Annotated in this window: 10 protein-coding genes, 2 rRNA genes and 1 pseudogene; 2 read left to right on the forward strand and 11 right to left on the reverse strand. The window is 66.1% G+C overall.

The window, feature by feature from the left end:
- Nucleotides 1–51: 51 nt before the first annotated feature.
- Together QA861_RS43605 and QA861_RS43610 are read right to left on the reverse strand one after the other, a co-directional pair.
- Nucleotides 52–3175, reverse strand: a 23S ribosomal RNA gene (locus QA861_RS43605).
- 314 nt (nt 3176–3489) lie between these two features.
- Nucleotides 3490–5016: ribosomal RNA gene (locus tag QA861_RS43610) — 16S ribosomal RNA — on the reverse strand.
- The 16S and 23S rRNA genes sit together here, the layout of an rRNA operon.
- 890 nt (nt 5017–5906) lie before the next feature.
- Between QA861_RS43610 and trpS the strand changes: the two genes are divergently transcribed.
- Entirely contained in the window at nt 5907–6944 is a 1038-nt protein-coding gene (trpS, locus tag QA861_RS43615; RefSeq protein WP_334594493.1) for a tryptophan--tRNA ligase, read from the forward strand.
- Between the two features lie 18 nt (nt 6945–6962).
- Here trpS and proC read toward each other — a convergent pair whose 3' ends face one another.
- The 6 genes from proC to QA861_RS43645 all read right to left on the reverse strand — a co-directional run bounded on the left by proC (nt 6963) and on the right by QA861_RS43645 (nt 11922).
- Nucleotides 6963–7775, reverse strand: a complete 813-nt coding sequence (gene proC / locus QA861_RS43620; protein WP_334594494.1) for a pyrroline-5-carboxylate reductase — start codon at nt 7773–7775, stop codon at nt 6963–6965.
- 227 nt (nt 7776–8002) lie between these two features.
- Complete coding sequence (locus QA861_RS43625) at nt 8003–8830, reverse strand: ABC transporter permease (protein WP_334594495.1); 828 nt, start codon at nt 8828–8830, stop codon at nt 8003–8005.
- A complete protein-coding gene (locus tag QA861_RS43630; protein WP_334594496.1) occupies nt 8827–9633 on the reverse strand; it encodes an ABC transporter ATP-binding protein in 807 nt (268 codons plus the stop codon). Before QA861_RS43630 ends, QA861_RS43625 begins: the two co-directional genes overlap by 4 nt.
- Nucleotides 9634–9764: 131 nt before the next feature.
- A complete protein-coding gene (locus QA861_RS43635; RefSeq protein ID WP_334594497.1) occupies nt 9765–10547 on the reverse strand; it encodes a class I SAM-dependent methyltransferase in 783 nt (260 codons plus the stop codon).
- A gap of 453 nt (nt 10548–11000) precedes the next feature.
- Complete coding sequence (locus QA861_RS43640) at nt 11001–11507, reverse strand: EamA/RhaT family transporter (RefSeq protein WP_334594498.1); 507 nt, start codon at nt 11505–11507, stop codon at nt 11001–11003.
- Between the two features lie 67 nt (nt 11508–11574).
- Complete coding sequence (locus QA861_RS43645; protein ID WP_334594499.1) at nt 11575–11922, reverse strand: SH3 domain-containing protein; 348 nt, start codon at nt 11920–11922, stop codon at nt 11575–11577.
- A 183-nt stretch (nt 11923–12105) separates the two neighbouring features.
- Here QA861_RS43645 and QA861_RS43650 point away from each other — a divergent pair.
- Nucleotides 12106–14279: pseudogene (locus tag QA861_RS43650) on the forward strand (serine/threonine-protein kinase).
- A 128-nt stretch (nt 14280–14407) separates the two neighbouring features.
- Here the strand turns inward: QA861_RS43650 and ilvD are convergent.
- The 3 genes from ilvD to QA861_RS43665 form a co-directional block, all read right to left on the reverse strand.
- Nucleotides 14408–16261, reverse strand: a complete 1854-nt coding sequence (ilvD, locus tag QA861_RS43655; protein ID WP_334594500.1) for a dihydroxy-acid dehydratase — start codon at nt 16259–16261, stop codon at nt 14408–14410.
- Between the two features lie 150 nt (nt 16262–16411).
- Nucleotides 16412–17029 (reverse strand): TetR/AcrR family transcriptional regulator, encoded by a 618-nt coding sequence (locus QA861_RS43660; RefSeq protein ID WP_334594501.1) that lies wholly within the window; start codon nt 17027–17029, stop codon nt 16412–16414.
- Nucleotides 17026–17865, reverse strand: a complete 840-nt coding sequence (locus tag QA861_RS43665; RefSeq protein ID WP_334594502.1) for a sugar phosphate isomerase/epimerase family protein — start codon at nt 17863–17865, stop codon at nt 17026–17028. Before QA861_RS43665 ends, QA861_RS43660 begins: the two co-directional genes overlap by 4 nt.
- Between the last annotated feature and the right edge of the window lie 118 nt (nt 17866–17983).

Below are 17983 nucleotides of genomic sequence, written 5' to 3' on the forward strand. Positions count from 1 at the left end.
TGGGCGGGGTTGTTCGTGGTTTCAGAACCAACACAGTGGACGCGAGCAACTGAGGACAAGCCCTCGGCCTATTAGTACCAGTCACCTCCACCCGTTACCGGGCTTCCAGATCTGGCCTATCAACCCAGTCGTCTACTGGGAGCCTTACCCCATCTAGTGGGTGGGAACACTCATCTTGAAGCAGGCTTCCCGCTTAGATGCTTTCAGCGGTTATCCCTCCCGAACGTAGCCAACCAGCCATGCCCTTGGCAGGACAACTGGCACACCAGAGGTTCGTCCGTCCCGGTCCTCTCGTACTAGGGACAGCCCTTCTCAATGTTCCTGCGCGCGCAGCGGATAGGGACCGAACTGTCTCACGACGTTCTAAACCCAGCTCGCGTACCGCTTTAATGGGCGAACAGCCCAACCCTTGGGACCGACTCCAGCCCCAGGATGCGACGAGCCGACATCGAGGTGCCAAACCATCCCGTCGATATGGACTCTTGGGGAAGATCAGCCTGTTATCCCCGGGGTACCTTTTATCCGTTGAGCGACGGCGCTTCCACAAGCCACCGCCGGATCACTAGTCCCGACTTTCGTCCCTGCTCGACCCGTCGGTCTCACAGTCAAGCTCCCTTGTGCACTTACACTCAACACCTGATTGCCAACCAGGCTGAGGGAACCTTTGGGCGCCTCCGTTACTCTTTAGGAGGCAACCGCCCCAGTTAAACTACCCATCAGACACTGTCCCTGATCCGGATCACGGACCCAGGTTAGACATCCAGCACGACCAGACTGGTATTTCAACGACGACTCCACAAACACTGGCGTGCCCGCTTCAAAGTCTCCCAGCTATCCTACACAAGCCGAACCGAACACCAATATCAAACTATAGTAAAGGTCCCGGGGTCTTTCCGTCCTGCTGCGCGAAACGAGCATCTTTACTCGTAGTGCAATTTCACCGGGCCTATGGTTGAGACAGTCGAGAAGTCGTTACGCCATTCGTGCAGGTCGGAACTTACCCGACAAGGAATTTCGCTACCTTAGGATGGTTATAGTTACCACCGCCGTTTACTGGCGCTTAAGTTCTCAGCTTCGCCCAACCGAAGTTGGACTAACCGGTCCCCTTAACGTTCCAGCACCGGGCAGGCGTCAGTCCGTATACATCGCCTTACGGCTTCGCACGGACCTGTGTTTTTAGTAAACAGTCGCTTCTCGCTGGTCTCTGCGGCCACCCCCAGCTCGGAGAGTAAATCTCCTCACCAGTGATGGCCCCCCTTCTCCCGAAGTTACGGGGGCATTTTGCCGAGTTCCTTAACCATAGTTCACCCGAACGCCTCGGTATTCTCTACCTGACCACCTGAGTCGGTTTAGGGTACGGGCCGCCATGAAACTCGCTAGAGGCTTTTCTCGACAGCATAGGATCATCCACTTCACCACAATCGGCTCGGCATCAGGTCTCAGACTATGTGGTGTGCGGATTTGCCTACACACCGTCCTACACCCTTACCCCGGGACAACCACCGCCCGGGATGGACTACCTTCCTGCGTCACCCCATCACTCACCTACTGCAGGTCTGGTCCGTCGGCTCCACCACTCCCCCTTGCCCGAAGGCTCCGGGGCGGCTTCACGGACTTAGCATCGCCTGGTTCAATGTTTGACGCTTCACAGCGGGTACCGGAATATCAACCGGTTATCCATCGACTACGCCTGTCGGCCTCGCCTTAGGTCCCGACTTACCCTGGGCAGATCAGCTTGACCCAGGAACCCTTAGTCAATCGGCGCACACGTTTCCCACGTGTGTATCGCTACTCATGCCTGCATTCTCACTCGTGAACCGTCCACCACTAGCTTCCGCTGCAGCTTCACCCGGCACACGACGCTCCCCTACCCATCCCAGCCCCCGTTGGGGGTATGTGCTGGAATGACACGACTTCGGCGGTACGCTTGAGCCCCGCTACATTGTCGGCGCGGAATCACTAGACCAGTGAGCTATTACGCACTCTTTCAAGGGTGGCTGCTTCTAAGCCAACCTCCTGGTTGTCTGTGCGACTCCACATCCTTTCCCACTTAGCGTACGCTTAGGGGCCTTAGTCGATGCTCTGGGCTGTTTCCCTCTCGACCATGGAGCTTATCCCCCACAGTCTCACTGCCGTGCTCTCACTTACCGGCATTCGGAGTTTGGCTAAGGTCAGTAACCCGGTAGGGCCCATCGCCTATCCAGTGCTCTACCTCCGGCAAGAAACACACGACGCTGCACCTAAATGCATTTCGGGGAGAACCAGCTATCACGGAGTTTGATTGGCCTTTCACCCCTAACCACAGGTCATCCCCCAGGTTTTCAACCCTGGTGGGTTCGGTCCTCCACGAAGTCTTACCTCCGCTTCAACCTGCCCATGGCTAGATCACTCCGCTTCGGGTCTTGAGCGCGCTACTAAATCGCCCTATTCGGACTCGCTTTCGCTACGGCTTCCCCACACGGGTTAACCTCGCAACACACCGCAAACTCGCAGGCTCATTCTTCAAAAGGCACGCAGTCACGACCCACAGAGTAAACTCTGTGAGCGACGCTCCCACGGCTTGTAGGCACACGGTTTCAGGTACTATTTCACTCCGCTCCCGCGGTACTTTTCACCATTCCCTCACGGTACTATCCGCTATCGGTCACCAGGGAATATTTAGGCTTAACGGGTGGTCCCGCCAGATTCACACGGGATTTCTCGGGCCCCGTGCTACTTGGGTGTCTCTCAAACGAGCCGTTGATGTTTCGACTACGGGGGTCTTACCCTCTACGCCGGACCTTTCGCATGTCCTTCGCCTACATCAACGGTTTCTGACTCGCCTCACAGCCGGCAGACTGTGAAAGAGAGATCCCACAACCCCGCATACGCAACCCCTGCCGGGTCTCACACGTATACGGTTTGGCCTCATCCGGTTTCGCTCGCCACTACTCCCGGAATCACGGTTGTTTTCTCTTCCTGCGGGTACTGAGATGTTTCACTTCCCCGCGTTCCCTCCACACACCCTATGTGTTCAGATGTGGGTGACAGCCCATGACGACTGCCGGGTTTCCCCATTCGGAAACCCCCGGATCAAAGCCTGGTTGACGACTCCCCGGGGACTATCGTGGCCTCCCACGTCCTTCATCGGTTCCTGGTGCCAAGGCATCCACCGTGCGCCCTTAAAAACTTGGCCACAGATGCTCGCGTCCACTGTGCAGTTCTCAAACAACGACCAACCACCCACCACCCCACCCTGACAGGCGAGTTCACTGGGGCCGGCACTGAAGACACAACCTCACGGCCATACCCTCAGACACCCAACAGCGTGCCCGACACCCCTTACCACTCAGATCAGCTTTCCACGCCCCGAAGGACAGTACTCACAGCCTGAGACGACTGAGGTGCCGAATAATCAACGTTCCACCCATGAGCAACCACCGCCGGACGTATGCCGACGTAATGGCCCTGGACCACCAAGCAATGCCTGGCGGCCTAGATGCTCCTTAGAAAGGAGGTGATCCAGCCGCACCTTCCGGTACGGCTACCTTGTTACGACTTCGTCCCAATCGCCAGTCCCACCTTCGACAGCTCCCTCCCCGTAAGGGGTTGGGCCACCGGCTTCGGGTGTTACCGACTTTCGTGACGTGACGGGCGGTGTGTACAAGGCCCGGGAACGTATTCACCGCAGCAATGCTGATCTGCGATTACTAGCAACTCCGACTTCATGGGGTCGAGTTGCAGACCCCAATCCGAACTGAGACCGGCTTTTTGAGATTCGCTCCGCCTCACGGCATCGCAGCTCATTGTACCGGCCATTGTAGCACGTGTGCAGCCCAAGACATAAGGGGCATGATGACTTGACGTCGTCCCCACCTTCCTCCGAGTTGACCCCGGCAGTCTCCTGTGAGTCCCCATCACCCCGAAGGGCATGCTGGCAACACAGAACAAGGGTTGCGCTCGTTGCGGGACTTAACCCAACATCTCACGACACGAGCTGACGACAGCCATGCACCACCTGTACACCGACCACAAGGGGGCACCCATCTCTGGATGTTTCCGGTGTATGTCAAGCCTTGGTAAGGTTCTTCGCGTTGCGTCGAATTAAGCCACATGCTCCGCTGCTTGTGCGGGCCCCCGTCAATTCCTTTGAGTTTTAGCCTTGCGGCCGTACTCCCCAGGCGGGGAACTTAATGCGTTAGCTGCGGCACCGACGACGTGGAATGTCGCCAACACCTAGTTCCCACCGTTTACGGCGTGGACTACCAGGGTATCTAATCCTGTTCGCTCCCCACGCTTTCGCTCCTCAGCGTCAGTAATGGCCCAGAGATCCGCCTTCGCCACCGGTGTTCCTCCTGATATCTGCGCATTTCACCGCTACACCAGGAATTCCGATCTCCCCTACCACACTCTAGTCTGCCCGTATCGAATGCAGACCCGGGGTTAAGCCCCGGGCTTTCACATCCGACGCGACAGACCGCCTACGAGCTCTTTACGCCCAATAATTCCGGACAACGCTTGCGCCCTACGTATTACCGCGGCTGCTGGCACGTAGTTAGCCGGCGCTTCTTCTGCAGGTACCGTCACTTTCGCTTCTTCCCTGCTGAAAGAGGTTTACAACCCGAAGGCCGTCATCCCTCACGCGGCGTCGCTGCATCAGGCTTTCGCCCATTGTGCAATATTCCCCACTGCTGCCTCCCGTAGGAGTCTGGGCCGTGTCTCAGTCCCAGTGTGGCCGGTCGCCCTCTCAGGCCGGCTACCCGTCGTCGCCTTGGTGAGCCACTACCTCACCAACAAGCTGATAGGCCGCGGGCTCATCCTGCACCGCCGGAGCTTTTAACCCACCCCCATGCGAGGAAAGGTATTATCCGGTATTAGACCCCGTTTCCAGGGCTTGTCCCAGAGTGCAGGGCAGATTGCCCACGTGTTACTCACCCGTTCGCCACTAATCCACCCCGAAAGGCTTCATCGTTCGACTTGCATGTGTTAAGCACGCCGCCAGCGTTCGTCCTGAGCCAGGATCAAACTCTCCGTGAATGTTTACTCGGCCAGTAAATTAATACAGCCGGCACACACACACGAGAGCGGAACAGTCAAGCGGAATAAGCCCGACCGTTCACAGCGTCCTCGCTGTGTTTGTGTTACTTCAAAGGAACCTCAACCCACAGATAACTCTGTGAGCCGGGGTATCAACAAATCTGGCGTTGATTTTTGGCACGCTGTTGAGTTCTCAAGGAACGGACGCTTCCTTCGTACTCACCCAAGAAACTCTCTCAGGCTTTCCTCCGGGCAGTTTCCCTTCGGTCCTACTGTTTAGCTTGTCTTGCTGTCCTGCGTTTCCGACTCTATCAGACCGTTTCCGTATCCGATTTCCTCGGTGCTTTCCAGGTTTCCGCTTTCGCGTTTCCCTTTCCGGCGAGTCCGACTCTATCAGATCCTTTCGGTCCTGATTCCCAGTCAGTGGGGCTTGTCCTCCCGGCTGTTGGGCCGTTCCGACGAGTGAGACTTTAGCGGATTCCCTGCCTCCCGAGCCAATCGGGGGGTGCGCCCTTTCGAACGCGGATTCCTCATTTCACAAATACGCATGCCAATGACATGCCACCGGCGCGACGACAGGTCGTCGACCGTTGCTGGGTACCTGCGGAATGGCTGTCCGGGGACCGACCGGGGTCGGCGCTCACGTCGAACAACTCGGAGAACACTACGTACGGGCCTGGAGTGTGTCAACTCGGTGTCGGCAGGGGTCCCAGCGGCGTAGCCTCGTGCACGTGACTACGCGTACGTGCACCCAGCAGTGGTGGGCCGCCTGACGGCGGCCGTACACGTATGTACTCAACGGCCGCCGCCTCGGCGGCCGTTCTTGTTTCTCCCTCCTGAGGGGGTCGGCCGGCCGGGTGCGGTGGTCTCGACCAGGAGGTGGAGAAGAGATGACACGGGTCTTCAGCGGGATCAAGCCGACCGGACATCTGACACTGGGGAACTACCTGGGGGCCATGCGGCGGTGGGCCGCCGTGGACCAGCACCGGGCGGACTCCCTGTTCTGCATCGTCGATCTGCACGCGCTGACCGTGGACCACGATCCCGCGCGGGTGCGCCGACTCAGTAGGCAGGCGGCCACGCTGTTGCTGGCGTCGGGGCTCGATCCTGAGCTGTGCACCGTCTTCGTACAGAGTCATGTCGACGAGCACACGCGGCTGTCGTACGTGATGGAGTGCGTCGCCTCCGACGGGGAGATGCGGCGGATGATCCAGTACAGGGAGAAGTCGGCACGGGAGCGGGCTCGGGGTGGGAGTGTGCGGCTGTCGCTGCTGACGTATCCCGTGCTGATGGCGGCCGACATCCTGGCGTACGGGGCCGACGAAGTGCCGGTCGGGGACGATCAGACGCAGCACGTCGAGCTGACCCGGGATCTGGCGGTGCGGTTCAACCAGCGGTACGGGCACACGTTCGTGGTGCCGCGGGCCACGCGTCCGGCGGTGGGTGCGCGGGTCATGAATCTGCAGGAGCCGACGTCGAAGATGGGGAAGAGCGAGGACGTCGGGCCTGGGATCGTCTATCTGCTCGATGAGCCCGATGTGGTGCGGAAGAAGGTCATGCGGGCCGTGACCGACAGTGGGCGGGATGTCGAGTACGACCCGGAGAGGCGGCCGGGGGTCGCGAATCTGCTGGAGATTCTGGCGGCTTGTACGGGTGGGGAACCGTCGGAGCTGAGCGGTGTGTACGAGTCCTATGGGGATGTGAAGAGGGACACCGCGGAAGCCGTGGTCGAGGTGCTCAGGCCCGTGCAGAGCCGGCACAGGGAGTTGTGCGCGGATCCCGGGTTTGTGGAGGGAGTGCTGCGGGAGGGGGCGGAGAGAGCCCGGGCGATGGCCCGGCCGACCGTTGATGCCGCCTATCGCGCGATCGGGCTGCTGCCGGCGGCTACCGAGGGCCGGGCCGAGGCCGTGGTGGACACGGCCCGGTAGGCGCGCCGGCGGCCGGCTTCAGCCGGTGTTGCCGGAGGCCAGGGCTCGGCTGCGGTCGCGCGCGGCTTCGAGGGCCGCGATGAGGGCGGCTCGTACACCGTGGTTCTCGAGTTCGCGGATGGCGCTGATCGTGGTGCCCGCGGGGGATGTGACGTTCTCGCGGAGCTTCACGGGGTGTTCGCCGCTGTCGCGGAGCATCACGGCGGCGCCGATCGCGGACTGGACGATCAGGTCGTGGGCCTTGTCGCGGGGCAGGCCGAGGAGGATGCCGGCGTCCGTCATCGCCTCGACCAGGTAGAAGAAGTACGCCGGGCCCGAGCCGGAGAGTGCGGTGCACGCGTCCTGCTGGGACTCGGGGACGCGGAGCGTCTTGCCGACCGCGCCGAAGATCTCCTCGGTGTGGGCGAGGTGGTCGGCGGTGGCGTGGCTGCCGGCGGAGATGACCGACATGGCCTCGTCGACGAGGGCCGGGGTGTTCGTCATGACACGGACGACCGGGGTGCCGGTGGTGAGGCGGGCCTCGAAGAAGGAGGTCGGGATGCCGGCGGCCCCGCTGATGACCAGACGGTCGTTGGGGACGTGGGGGGCGAGTTCGTCGAGGAGGGTGCCCATGTCCTGCGGTTTCACCGTGAGGATCAGGGTGTCGGCGATCTTCGCCGCCTCCGGGTTGGTGACCGGGGTCACTCCGTGGCGGATACGGAGTTCTTCGGCTCGTTCCGGGCGGCGGGCGGTGACCAGGAGGTCGGCGGGGGCCCAGCCGGCTCGGATCATTCCGCTGAGCAGGGCTTCGCCGATTTTTCCTGTGCCGAGGACTGCGACTTTCTGGGTCATGGTGCGGGGCCTCCGGGGGGTGCGTCGTCGTCCGGGGTCATCCTCGCATCGAGGGCGGGTGGGTGGGGGGCGTGTCCGGTGGGCGGGATGTTTTTCGCCCCCGCCGCCCCTACCCGTCCCATCCCGTACCTGGGGGCTGCGCCCCCAGACCCCCCATCGCGCCGAAGCGCTCGTCCTCAAACGCCGGACGGGCTGAAGGTGCCGGCCGGGGCTGAAAAGGGGTCTGGTCATTGGGTTCGGCGGCGGAGGGTTGCTGCGCCCAGGGTGAGGACCAGTAGGGCGCAGGCCGCGACGATCAGGGTGTCTCGTACGAAGGTGGCTGTGATGTCGGGGTGGGTGAGGACCTCGTTCATGCCGTCCACCGCGTAGGACATGGGGAGGACGTCGGAGATCGCTTCGAGGACCGGGTGCATGTTGGACCGGGGAGTGAAGAGACCGCAGAGGAGTAGTTGGGGGAAGATCACCGCCGGCATGAACTGGACCGCCTGGAATTCCGAGGACGCGAAGGCCGAGACGAAGAGGCCGAGGGCGGTACCCAGGAGGGCGTCCAGCAGGGCCACCAGGAGGAGCAGCCAGGGGGAGCCCGTGACGTCGAGGCCCAGGAACCAGACCGCCAGACCTGTGGCCAGGGCCGACTGGATGATCGCGAGGATTCCGAACGCCAGGGCGTAGCCGGCGATGAGGTCGCCCTTGCCGAGGGGCATGGCGAGGAGGCGTTCGAGGGTGCCCGAGGTGCGTTCGCGCAGGGTGGCGATCGAGGTCACCAGGAACATCGTGATGAGGGGGAAGATCCCGAGGAGCGATGCGCCGATGCCGTCGAACGTGCGCGGGCTGCCGTCGAAGACGTAGCGGAGCAGGACGAGGAGCAGGCTCGGGAGCACGATCAGCATCGCGATGGTGCGCGGGTCGTGACGAAGCTGCGCCAGGACCCGGATCGCGGTGGCGGTGGTTCGGGAGGCGTTCAGCGGCGTGGTGGGCCTTGTGGGTGTTGTGGATGTTGTGGGGCTTGAGACGGTCTGGTTCGGGGTGGGGGCGGTGTTGGCGGTGCTGGTCACTTGGTTTGCTCCCTCTCATTTGCCTGCGGATCTTTTGCCTGCGGATTTTTCGCCTCGTCCACCAGGTGGAGGAACGCCGCCTCGACCGTGTCCGTCGATGTGCGGGTGCGGAGGGCGTCCGGGGTGTCGTCGGCGAGGAGTTCGCCCTCGCGCATGAGGAGGAGGCGGTGGCAGCGTTCGGCCTCGTCCATGACGTGGGAGGAGACGAGGAGCGTCGCTCCGCGGGTGGCCGCGATGGTGTGGAAGAGGGCCCAGAGGTCGCGGCGGAGGACGGGGTCAAGGCCCACCGTCGGTTCGTCCAGGACCAGCAGTTCGGGGGTGCCGAGGAGGGCCACCGCCAGGGATACGCGGCTGCGCTGGCCGCCGGAGAGGTTGCCCGCGAGAGCGTCGGCGCGGTTGGTGAGGTCCACGTCGGCGATGGCGCGGGTGACGTTCTCGTGGCGGCGTTCGGCGGCTGCGCGGCCGGGGTCGAGGATCGCGGCGAAGTAGGCCAGGTTCTGGCGGACCGTCAGGTCGTCGTAGACCGAGGGGGCCTGGGTCACGTAGCCGATGCGGGTACGGAGGGTGGCGTGGCCGGCGGGGTGGCCCAGGACGTCCAGGGTGCCGGTGACCTTGGCCTGCGTGCCGACGATCGCCCGCATGAGGGTCGACTTTCCGCAGCCCGAGGGTCCGAGCAGGCCGGTGATCTGGCCGCGCGGGACGGTGAAGTCGAGGCCGTGGAGGACGTTGCGGGTGCCTCGTACGACGGTGAGGGCTTGGGCTTGGACGGCCCTTCCAGGAGGGGGGTCGTTGTAATTCATCATGTGATGAATAATGCTCCCGGGTCGAGGGTGCGTCAAGTGCGGCGGACATGCGTGTGCGGCGGCCCTGGAGAGGTGGGCCGCCGCACGGGGAGGGGAGGGGAGGGGGGTCAGGTGGTGGGGGGGCAGGTGGCTCAGGTTTTGGCTACCAGGAGGTCTACGTCGTAGGTCTCCTCGACCGTTTCGGCCGGGAAGAGCTTGAGGAGGAGGTTCCGTTCCTCCGCCAGGAAGGCGGCGACGGCCTCCTGGTCGTGGATCAGGAAGACCGAGTGGCTGCCGATGTTGGCCAGGTGGGTGTCGATCGGGACGTGGCGGCTCCAGCGGAGCCCGCGGCGGGCGAAGTCGAGGCGGCCCGAGGGGTCGGCGGCGCGGCGGGAGGCGCCGTTCTTGTCCACGACCGTGTCGACGCCGAAGAAGTACTGGATGCGGTTCGACTGGGCGGCGATCCAGGGGATGTCCAGGGCGTACGTGTTCCACCACAGGGCGAGTGCGCCGCCCGGGCGCAGAACGCGGAGGGCCTCCGGGACGGCGTGGTCCGGGTCGGTCCAGTGCCAGGACTGGGCGTAGGTGAGGAAGTCGACGGAGGCGTCGGCCAGGGGGAGGGCGTTGCCGTTGCCTCGGACGATCGGCACGTCGGGGAGGGTGCGGCGGAACTGGGCTGCCATGCCGTCGCCGGGTTCTACGGCGATCACGTGGGCGCCGCGGGCGTGGAGGAGGGCGGTGGATATGCCGGTGCCGGCGCCGATGTCTGCGACGCGGGAGCCGGTGAGGGGGTGGGCGGCCAGGTGTTCTACGGCGTCCAGGAGGGCGGGCGGGTAGGAGGGGCGGTTTTGGGCGTATTGGGCTGCGGCTGTGTTGAAGGAGGTGGCTCGGGAGGGGGTTGGGGGCTTAGTGGGGGGCTGGATGGAGGCCGTCATGTGGACATGGTGGCTGGGGGTGTTGGTGGGGGGAGGGGGTTTGGGTAAGTGTTGGGGGGAGTTGGGGGTGGTCTGGGGTTTTTCTCGCCCCCGCCGCCCCTACCCGTCCCATCCCGTACCTGGGGGTGCGCGCCCCCAGACCCCCCTGTCGGCCCTGAACGGGCCTTGTCCTCAAGCGCCGGACGGGCTGGGGTGCGGGCCGGGATGGAAGGGGGCCGCCTTGGCTGGACACATGCGGCGAACGGGTGGGTGGGAGACGCGGCCTGGGCCGGAGCCCCTGGGCCTGGGCCCGGGTCGGCCGAAACGCCTCGGCCCGCGCTGGCCGCATGCGGCGAAGGGTTGGTGGGAGACGCGGCCTGGGCCGGAGCCCCTGGGCCTGGGCCCGGGTCGGCCGAGACGCCTCGGCGCGCGCTGGCCGCATGCGGCGAAGGGGTTGGTGGGAAACTCCCCGCCTCAGATGTCCCCTCGGGCTCGGCGTTTTGCCGGGTTTCCTGTTCGGCGGGTTGTTCGGCGGGACTGTTGGGCGCGTGAGGCCTCGTGCTCCTGGCGGTGGAGGGACTCGCCGGGGGCCTCTTTCAGGGAGCGGAGGAAGTAGGCGGTCAGGGTGCCTACGAAGCCGATCGTCAGGAGGCCGCGGAGGGAGGCCTGGCGGGCCGGGTCCGGGTGAGTGGTGAAGGCGCCCCAGGTGTGGCCGAACGCCAGTGCGCTGCACACCGCGAACATCACCAGTACCAGGAGGGTGACGATGCCGCCGACCTCCGCGATCCGCAGGCCCTCGTAGGCGAAGCGCAGGATGAAGCAGGACGCGATCGTCGCCGTCAGTGAACCCGCGGCCACTCCCACCCGGCGTGCCGTGTAGCCGGCGTCGTGGTTCACCCACGTCGTGCCGAAGAAGCGGAGGGGCTCCGGGCGGGGGTCTGTACGGGCGTCGCCTGTCGTACCGGTCTTGTCGTCGCTCACCCCTCGATTATCGCCAGCCGGGCGCCGGCACCGAATGCGGGTGCCGGTGCCCGGTGGCCCACGTGGGTCAGGAGCAGTGCGGTGCTACGTAGCCGTCGCTGCCCGTCAGGACGTACGCGTCCGAGACGTACTCGCCGTTGTCGATGTTGTCCCAGATGTTCGACGTACCGTACGGACCGGCTATCGCCTCGCCGGGGCGCTGGCAGTAGATCGGGATCTTGGCGCCCTCGGCCAGCACGCGGACGATGGTGTAGCCGGTGCTGGGACCGCTGCGGACGTTGAGACGGTAGCCGGCGGCGACCGAGTAGTAGCGGACGGACGTCGTCGTCGCCGCCGCCGCCGCGGTCGTGATCGTCAGCTCCGTGCGGTTTGAAGCGTCGTCGGGCGTTCTCTCCGCGATGTGGTCTGTGGACATGAAAAAACCTCCCCCGTTGCACCCCATGACTGCCATGGGGTCCCGTTGATACCCCTAAAACGCGCCATGAAACACACGTGCGGAACTCGTACACCAACGTCAGCATGCCGCCTCTGTTCCGTATCCCTCATCGACTAGGCTCCGTGCGTCGCGCGAGCGGCCGAACAGCACGGGGGTGAGTCCATGACGCCACAGCGGAACGCCGGATCCGGCGCGGAAGCGGAATACCCGGAGTACGCCGGTCAGTACCGTCTGGACTCACGGCTGGGTTCCGGCGGCATGGGCGTCGTCCACCTGGCCCGGAGCACCTCCGGGATGAAGCTCGCCGTCAAGGTCGTACACGGTGAGTTCGCCGAGGACCCGGAGTTCAGGGGGCGGTTCCGGCAGGAGATCGCCGCCGTCCGGCGCGTCAGCGGCGCCTTCACCGCGCCCGTGGTCGATGCCGACCCCGAGGCCCGACGGCCCTGGATGGCCACCCTGTTCATCCCCGGGCCGACCCTCGCCGACGAAGTGAAGCGGAACGGGGCGATGAACCCCGGGCAGTTGAGGCGGCTGATGGCCGGGCTCGCCGAGGCGCTGCGGGACATCCACCGGGTCGGAGTCGTCCACCGGGATCTGAAACCCAGCAACGTACTGCTCGCCGAGGACGGTCCGAAGGTCATCGACTTCGGCATTTCTCGGCCGAAGGACAGCGAACTACACACCGAGACAGGCAAGTTGATCGGTACGCCGCCGTTCATGGCGCCCGAGCAGTTCCGGCGGCCACGCGAGGTGGGGCCCGCTGCCGACATCTTCGCCCTGGGGTCGGTGATGGTGCACGCGTCGACCGGGCGGGGACCGTTCGACTCCGACAGCCCGTATGTCGTCGCCTACCAAGTCGTGCACGACGAGCCCGACTTGACCGGTGTGCCGCCGAACCTCGCCCCGCTGGTGCTGCGTTGTCTCGCCAAGGAGCCCGAGGACCGGCCCACTCCCGACGAACTGATGCGGGAACTCAGGTCGGTTGCCGCCTCGTACGACACCCAGTCGTTCGTACCCGAGAGGCCGCGCACACCGAGCCCCCCGGACGAGGAGACCCACGTCCGGCGGCGAAAAGCCGGCCACTCCCCCGCTCCCTCTTCCTCCGACTCTCCCTCCCCCGAAGGGCGTTCGGATCGGCGGCGACTGCGCAGGCGCGTCCTGCTCGCCGCGGGCGCCGTTGTCCTCGCCGCCGGGTGTGTCGTCGCCTCGCTGCAGTTGGTCGGGGGTGATCCCGTCGCCCGGCCCAAGGGCGGTTCCTCCGGCGCCGGTACGACGGCCGCCGCCGCCGGTTTCCGGGCCTGGACGGCGCGGCCCGCCACCGGCGACGGCGCCGGGATGCCCCAATGCGCCTACGGTGGCGGGAAGTTGTTCTGTGCCCAGAAGGGCCTCGTCGCCGCCGTCGACCCCACCGACGGCACCGTCCTGTGGCGCCACCCGATCGACGCCGGCGTCATTCCGAACCGCCCGCCGGTCCTGTCGGGTGGGCTCGTGCACCCCCCGCTGGACCTGGGCCCCCGCCTGGAGGCGCTCGATCCCGGCACAGGCCGCGTTCACTGGCAGGAGACCATGTCCGACCGCGTCGCCCTCGGGTACGCCGGCGGCATGACCCTCCTCACCGGAACCGACGGTAAGGTCACCGGCGTCGACAGCCGGTCCGGCGGCAGGAAGTGGCACCGGCGGATCGCCGGTCTGGACAGCCCACGGCTGTTCTCCTTCGCCGGCGACCAGCTCGCGTACGCCACGAGCAGGGCCCAGGACGGGGGAGTACCCGGGTCGCCGCGCTGGATCCCGGCTCCGGTGATGTGCGCTGGCAGGAGAAGCTGGACGGGTATCTGCAGCCCATCGGCACCACCGACGCGGGCACCTCCGTCTTCTTCGCGGCCCTCGACACCGTGTACCGGGACACGATCGCCGTCGTCGACTACGACCCGGCGACCGGCGCCTCCCGCAAGGTCGAGGTGCCTCTTCCGCTCCAGCGGGCCCATGGTGTCGTGCGCGGGAACATCGTCTACCTGACGGGCGGCGGAGGTTCGGTGGTCGCCGTGGATCTGAAGGCGGGCCGACAGCTCTGGCGGCTGGAGACGTCCGTGAGCCTCAACTCGGCGCCGGCGACCGACGGGCGGTACGTGTACTTCAGCGCCGCCGACGGACGGCTGCTCGCGGTGAACGCCCGTACGGGGAAGCTCGCGGGGCAGACGTCGCCGCGGCTCGGCTCTGCCTCGGACACGGTCGCGGCCTCGCTGCCCACCCCCGTCGCCACCGGCGGACGCGTCTACGCGAGCGCGCCCGACGGTTCCGTCTTCGCCGTGGACGCGGCGGACCCGGCCGGTTGGTGACCGGGTCCGGGTCCGGCCGGGACACGTACCCCGTCTGAAGCCCGTAGAAGAGAAGACAAAAAAAGAGAAGGCAAAAGGGCCGCTCCGGTGAGGAACGGCCCTTCGTGCGGAAGGAGACGTGCGAGGGGTCAGCCCAGCTTGGAGACGTCCCGCACCGCGCCCTTGTCGGCGCTCGTCGCCATCGCCGCGTACGCGCGCAGGGCCTGTGAGACCTTGCGTTCGCGGGAGACGGGGGCGTAGACGCCGTTCAGGGCGTCGCGGCGGGCCGCCAACTCGTCGTCCGGGACCAGCAGTTCGATCGTGCGGTTCGGGATGTCGATGCGGATGCGGTCGCCGTTGTTGACGAGGGCGATGGTGCCGCCGGAGGCCGCCTCGGGGGAGGCGTGGCCGATGGAGAGGCCCGAGGTGCCGCCGGAGAAGCGGCCGTCCGTGATCAGGGCGCAGGTCTTGCCGAGGCCGCGGCCCTTGAGGAACGAGGTCGGGTAGAGCATCTCCTGCATGCCGGGGCCGCCCTTGGGGCCCTCGTAGCGGATGACGACGACGTCGCCGTGCGTGATCTGCTTGTTGAGGATCTTCTCGACGGCCTCCTCCTGCGACTCGCAGACGACCGCGGGGCCCTCGAAGGTCCAGATCGACTCGTCGACGCCGGCCGTCTTCACGACACAGCCGTCGACGGCGAGGTTGCCCTTGAGGACCGCGAGGCCGCCGTCCTTCGAGTACGCGTGCTCGGCGCTGCGGATGCAGCCGCCGGCGGCGTCCGTGTCCAGGGCCTCCCAGCGCTCCGACTGGGAGAAGGCCTCGGCGGAGCGGACGCAGCCCGGCGCCGCGTGCCACAGTTCCAGCGCCTCGGGCGACGGGGAGCCGCCGCGCACGTCCCATGTCTTCAGCCAGTCCGCGAGGGACGAGCTGTGAACCGAGTTCACGTCCTCGTTGAGCAGGCCCGCGCGGTGCAGTTCGCCGAGGAGGGCGGGGATGCCACCGGCCCGGTGCACGTCCTCCATGTAGTACGTGCGGTCCTTGGCGACGTTCGGCGCGACCTTCGCCAGACACGGCACCCGGCGCGAGACCTCGTTGATGTCGTCCAGGTCGAAGGAGACGCCCGCCTCCTGGGCGGCGGCCAGCAGGTGCAGGATCGTGTTGGTCGAGCCGCCCATGGCGATGTCGAGCGCCATGGCGTTCTGGAAGGCCGCGAAGGTGGCGACGTTGCGCGGCAGGACCGTCTCGTCGTCCTGCTCGTAGTAGCGGCGGGTGATGTCCATCACCGTGCGGCCGGCGTTCTCGTACAGCGCGCGGCGGGCCGTGTGCGTGGCCAGGACCGAGCCGTTGCCCGGGAGGGCGAGTCCGATGGCCTCCGCGAGGCAGTTCATCGAGTTGGCCGTGAACATGCCGGAACAGGAGCCGCAGGTCGGACAGGCGTTCTCCTCGATACGGAGGATGTCCTCGTCCGAGATCTTCTCGTTCACCGCGTCGGAGATCGCGTCGACCAGGTCGAGCGTGCGGACCGTGCCGTCGACCAGGGTGGCCCGGCCGGACTCCATCGGGCCGCCGGAGACGAAGACCGTGGGGATGTTGAGCCGCAGGGCGGCGTTCAGCATGCCCGGGGTGATCTTGTCGCAGTTGGAGATGCAGATCAGGGCGTCGGCGCAGTGGGCCTCGACCATGTACTCGACCGAGTCCGCGATGAGGTCGCGGGAGGGGAGGGAGTACAGCATGCCGCCGTGGCCCATCGCGATGCCGTCGTCGACGGCGATCGTGTTGAACTCGCGCGGGATGCCTCCGGCGGCGGTGATGGCCTCGCTGACGATGCGGCCGACCGGCTGGAGGTGGGTGTGGCCGGGCACGAACTCTGTGAAGCTGTTCGCGACCGCGATGATCGGCTTCCGCCCGATGTCGGCACCCGGTACACCGGAGGCGCGCATAAGGGCGCGTGCGCCCGCCATGTTGCGGCCGTGGGTGACTGTGCGGGACCTCAGCTCGGGCATCTTCGCTCGCCTCGCTATTTCGGAGGGTTATGACTCCGTCGAGCGTACGCCGGTCATCCAGGGTTTGGACGTTCGGTCCGGAATGCGGGACGGCCATCTCGGTTTTCGGAGCGCGTCGTCGTGGGTCGCTCGCGCAGTTCCCCGCGCCCCTTATCGGGGCGCTGTCAGGTGGATCTGGATCACAGGGGCCACCCTCGCGATGATCTGCTCGGGGTCCGCCGAGGCCAGGGGTTCGACCTTGATGACGTAGCGGAGCATCGCGATGCCGACGAGCTGGGCGGCGGCCAGTTCGGCGCGCAGTTCGGCGTCCGGGAGATCCAGCTGGGCGGCGACGCGGCGCAGCAGCTGGGCGGAGATCAGGCGGCGGAAGGCTCCGGCCGCGACCTCGTTGTTCACGGCGGAGCGGACGATCGCGAGCAGTGCCTTGCGGGTGGCCGGGTTCTCCCAGACTCCGAAGAAGAAGCGGGCCAGCCGCTCCCCCACGCTGTCGAGGGGGCCTTCGGTGATCGCGCCGGGCGCGTTGAGGAGGGGGCCGACGGCGCCCTCGACGGACGCCTCGAAGACCTGCTCCTTCGTGCCGAAGTAGTGGTGCACCAGGGCCGAGTCCACCTCGGCGGCCTTGGCGATGCCGCGTACGGACGTCTTCTCGTAGCCGCGCTCGGCGAACTCCTCGCGGGCCGCCGCCAGGATGCGGTCGCGGGCGGCGGGGGTGTCCGCGGAGTCCGTACGGGAGGGGCGTCCCCGGCGGCGGGGGGCGGCGTCGGTCATGGGCGCGCTCCCCCACCGGGGACAGCTCTGACGGACGAGGCCAGGTGGAGGCGGGTGAAGGCGAGTGCCTCGGCGAGGTCGGCGTCGCGCTCGGCGCTGGACATCGCGCGGCGGGTGTTGACCTCGATGACGACATGGCCGTCGAAACCGGTGAACGCGAGCCGTTCGAGGAGTTCGGCGCAGGGTTGCGTGCCGCGGCCGGGGACCAGGTGCTCGTCCTTGTTGGAGCCGTTGCCGTCGGCGAGGTGGACGTGGCCGAGACGGTCGCCCATGAGGTCGACCATCTCCATGGCGTCGCTGCGGGCCGTCGCGGTGTGGCTGAGGTCGATCGTGAAGTGCCGGTAGTCGTCCTTCGTGACGTCCCAGTCGGGGGCGTACGCGAGCATCTCGCGGTCGCGGTAGCGCCAGGGGTACATGTTCTCGACGCCGAACCGGACGTCCGTCTCGTCGGCCATGCGCCAGATACCGGTGACGAAGTCACGCGCGTACTGGCGCTGCCAGCGGAAGGGCGGGTGTACGACGACGGTCGTCGCACCGAGTTTCTCGGCGGCGGCCTGGGCGCGCTGGAGCTTGGTCCAGGGGTCCGTGGACCAGACGCGCTGGGTGATGAGGAGGCAGGGCGCGTGGACGGCGAGGATGGGGATCCGGTGGTAGTCGCTCAGTCTGCGCAGGGCTTCGATGTCCTGGCTGACGGGGTCCGTCCAGACCATGACCTCGACGCCGTCGTACCCGAGACGCGCGGCGACCTCGAAGGCCGTCGCCGTCGACTCCGGGTACACGGAGGCCGTGGACAGCGCGACCTTCGCATCCGGGACGCGTACGACTGGCTCCGCCATGGGGACAGGTTACGGGGTGCGTTGGTGGGCCTGCGGTGGGGTGCCTGTCCGCCGTTCAGGTTCCGTGGTCGGGCGGGTGCGGGTGCGTCGTGGCTTGTCGCGCAGTTCCCCGCGCCCC

The sequence above is a fragment of the Streptomyces sp. B21-083 genome, from assembly GCF_036898825.1.
In the GTDB taxonomy this organism is placed as follows: Bacteria; Actinomycetota; Actinomycetes; order Streptomycetales; family Streptomycetaceae; genus Streptomyces.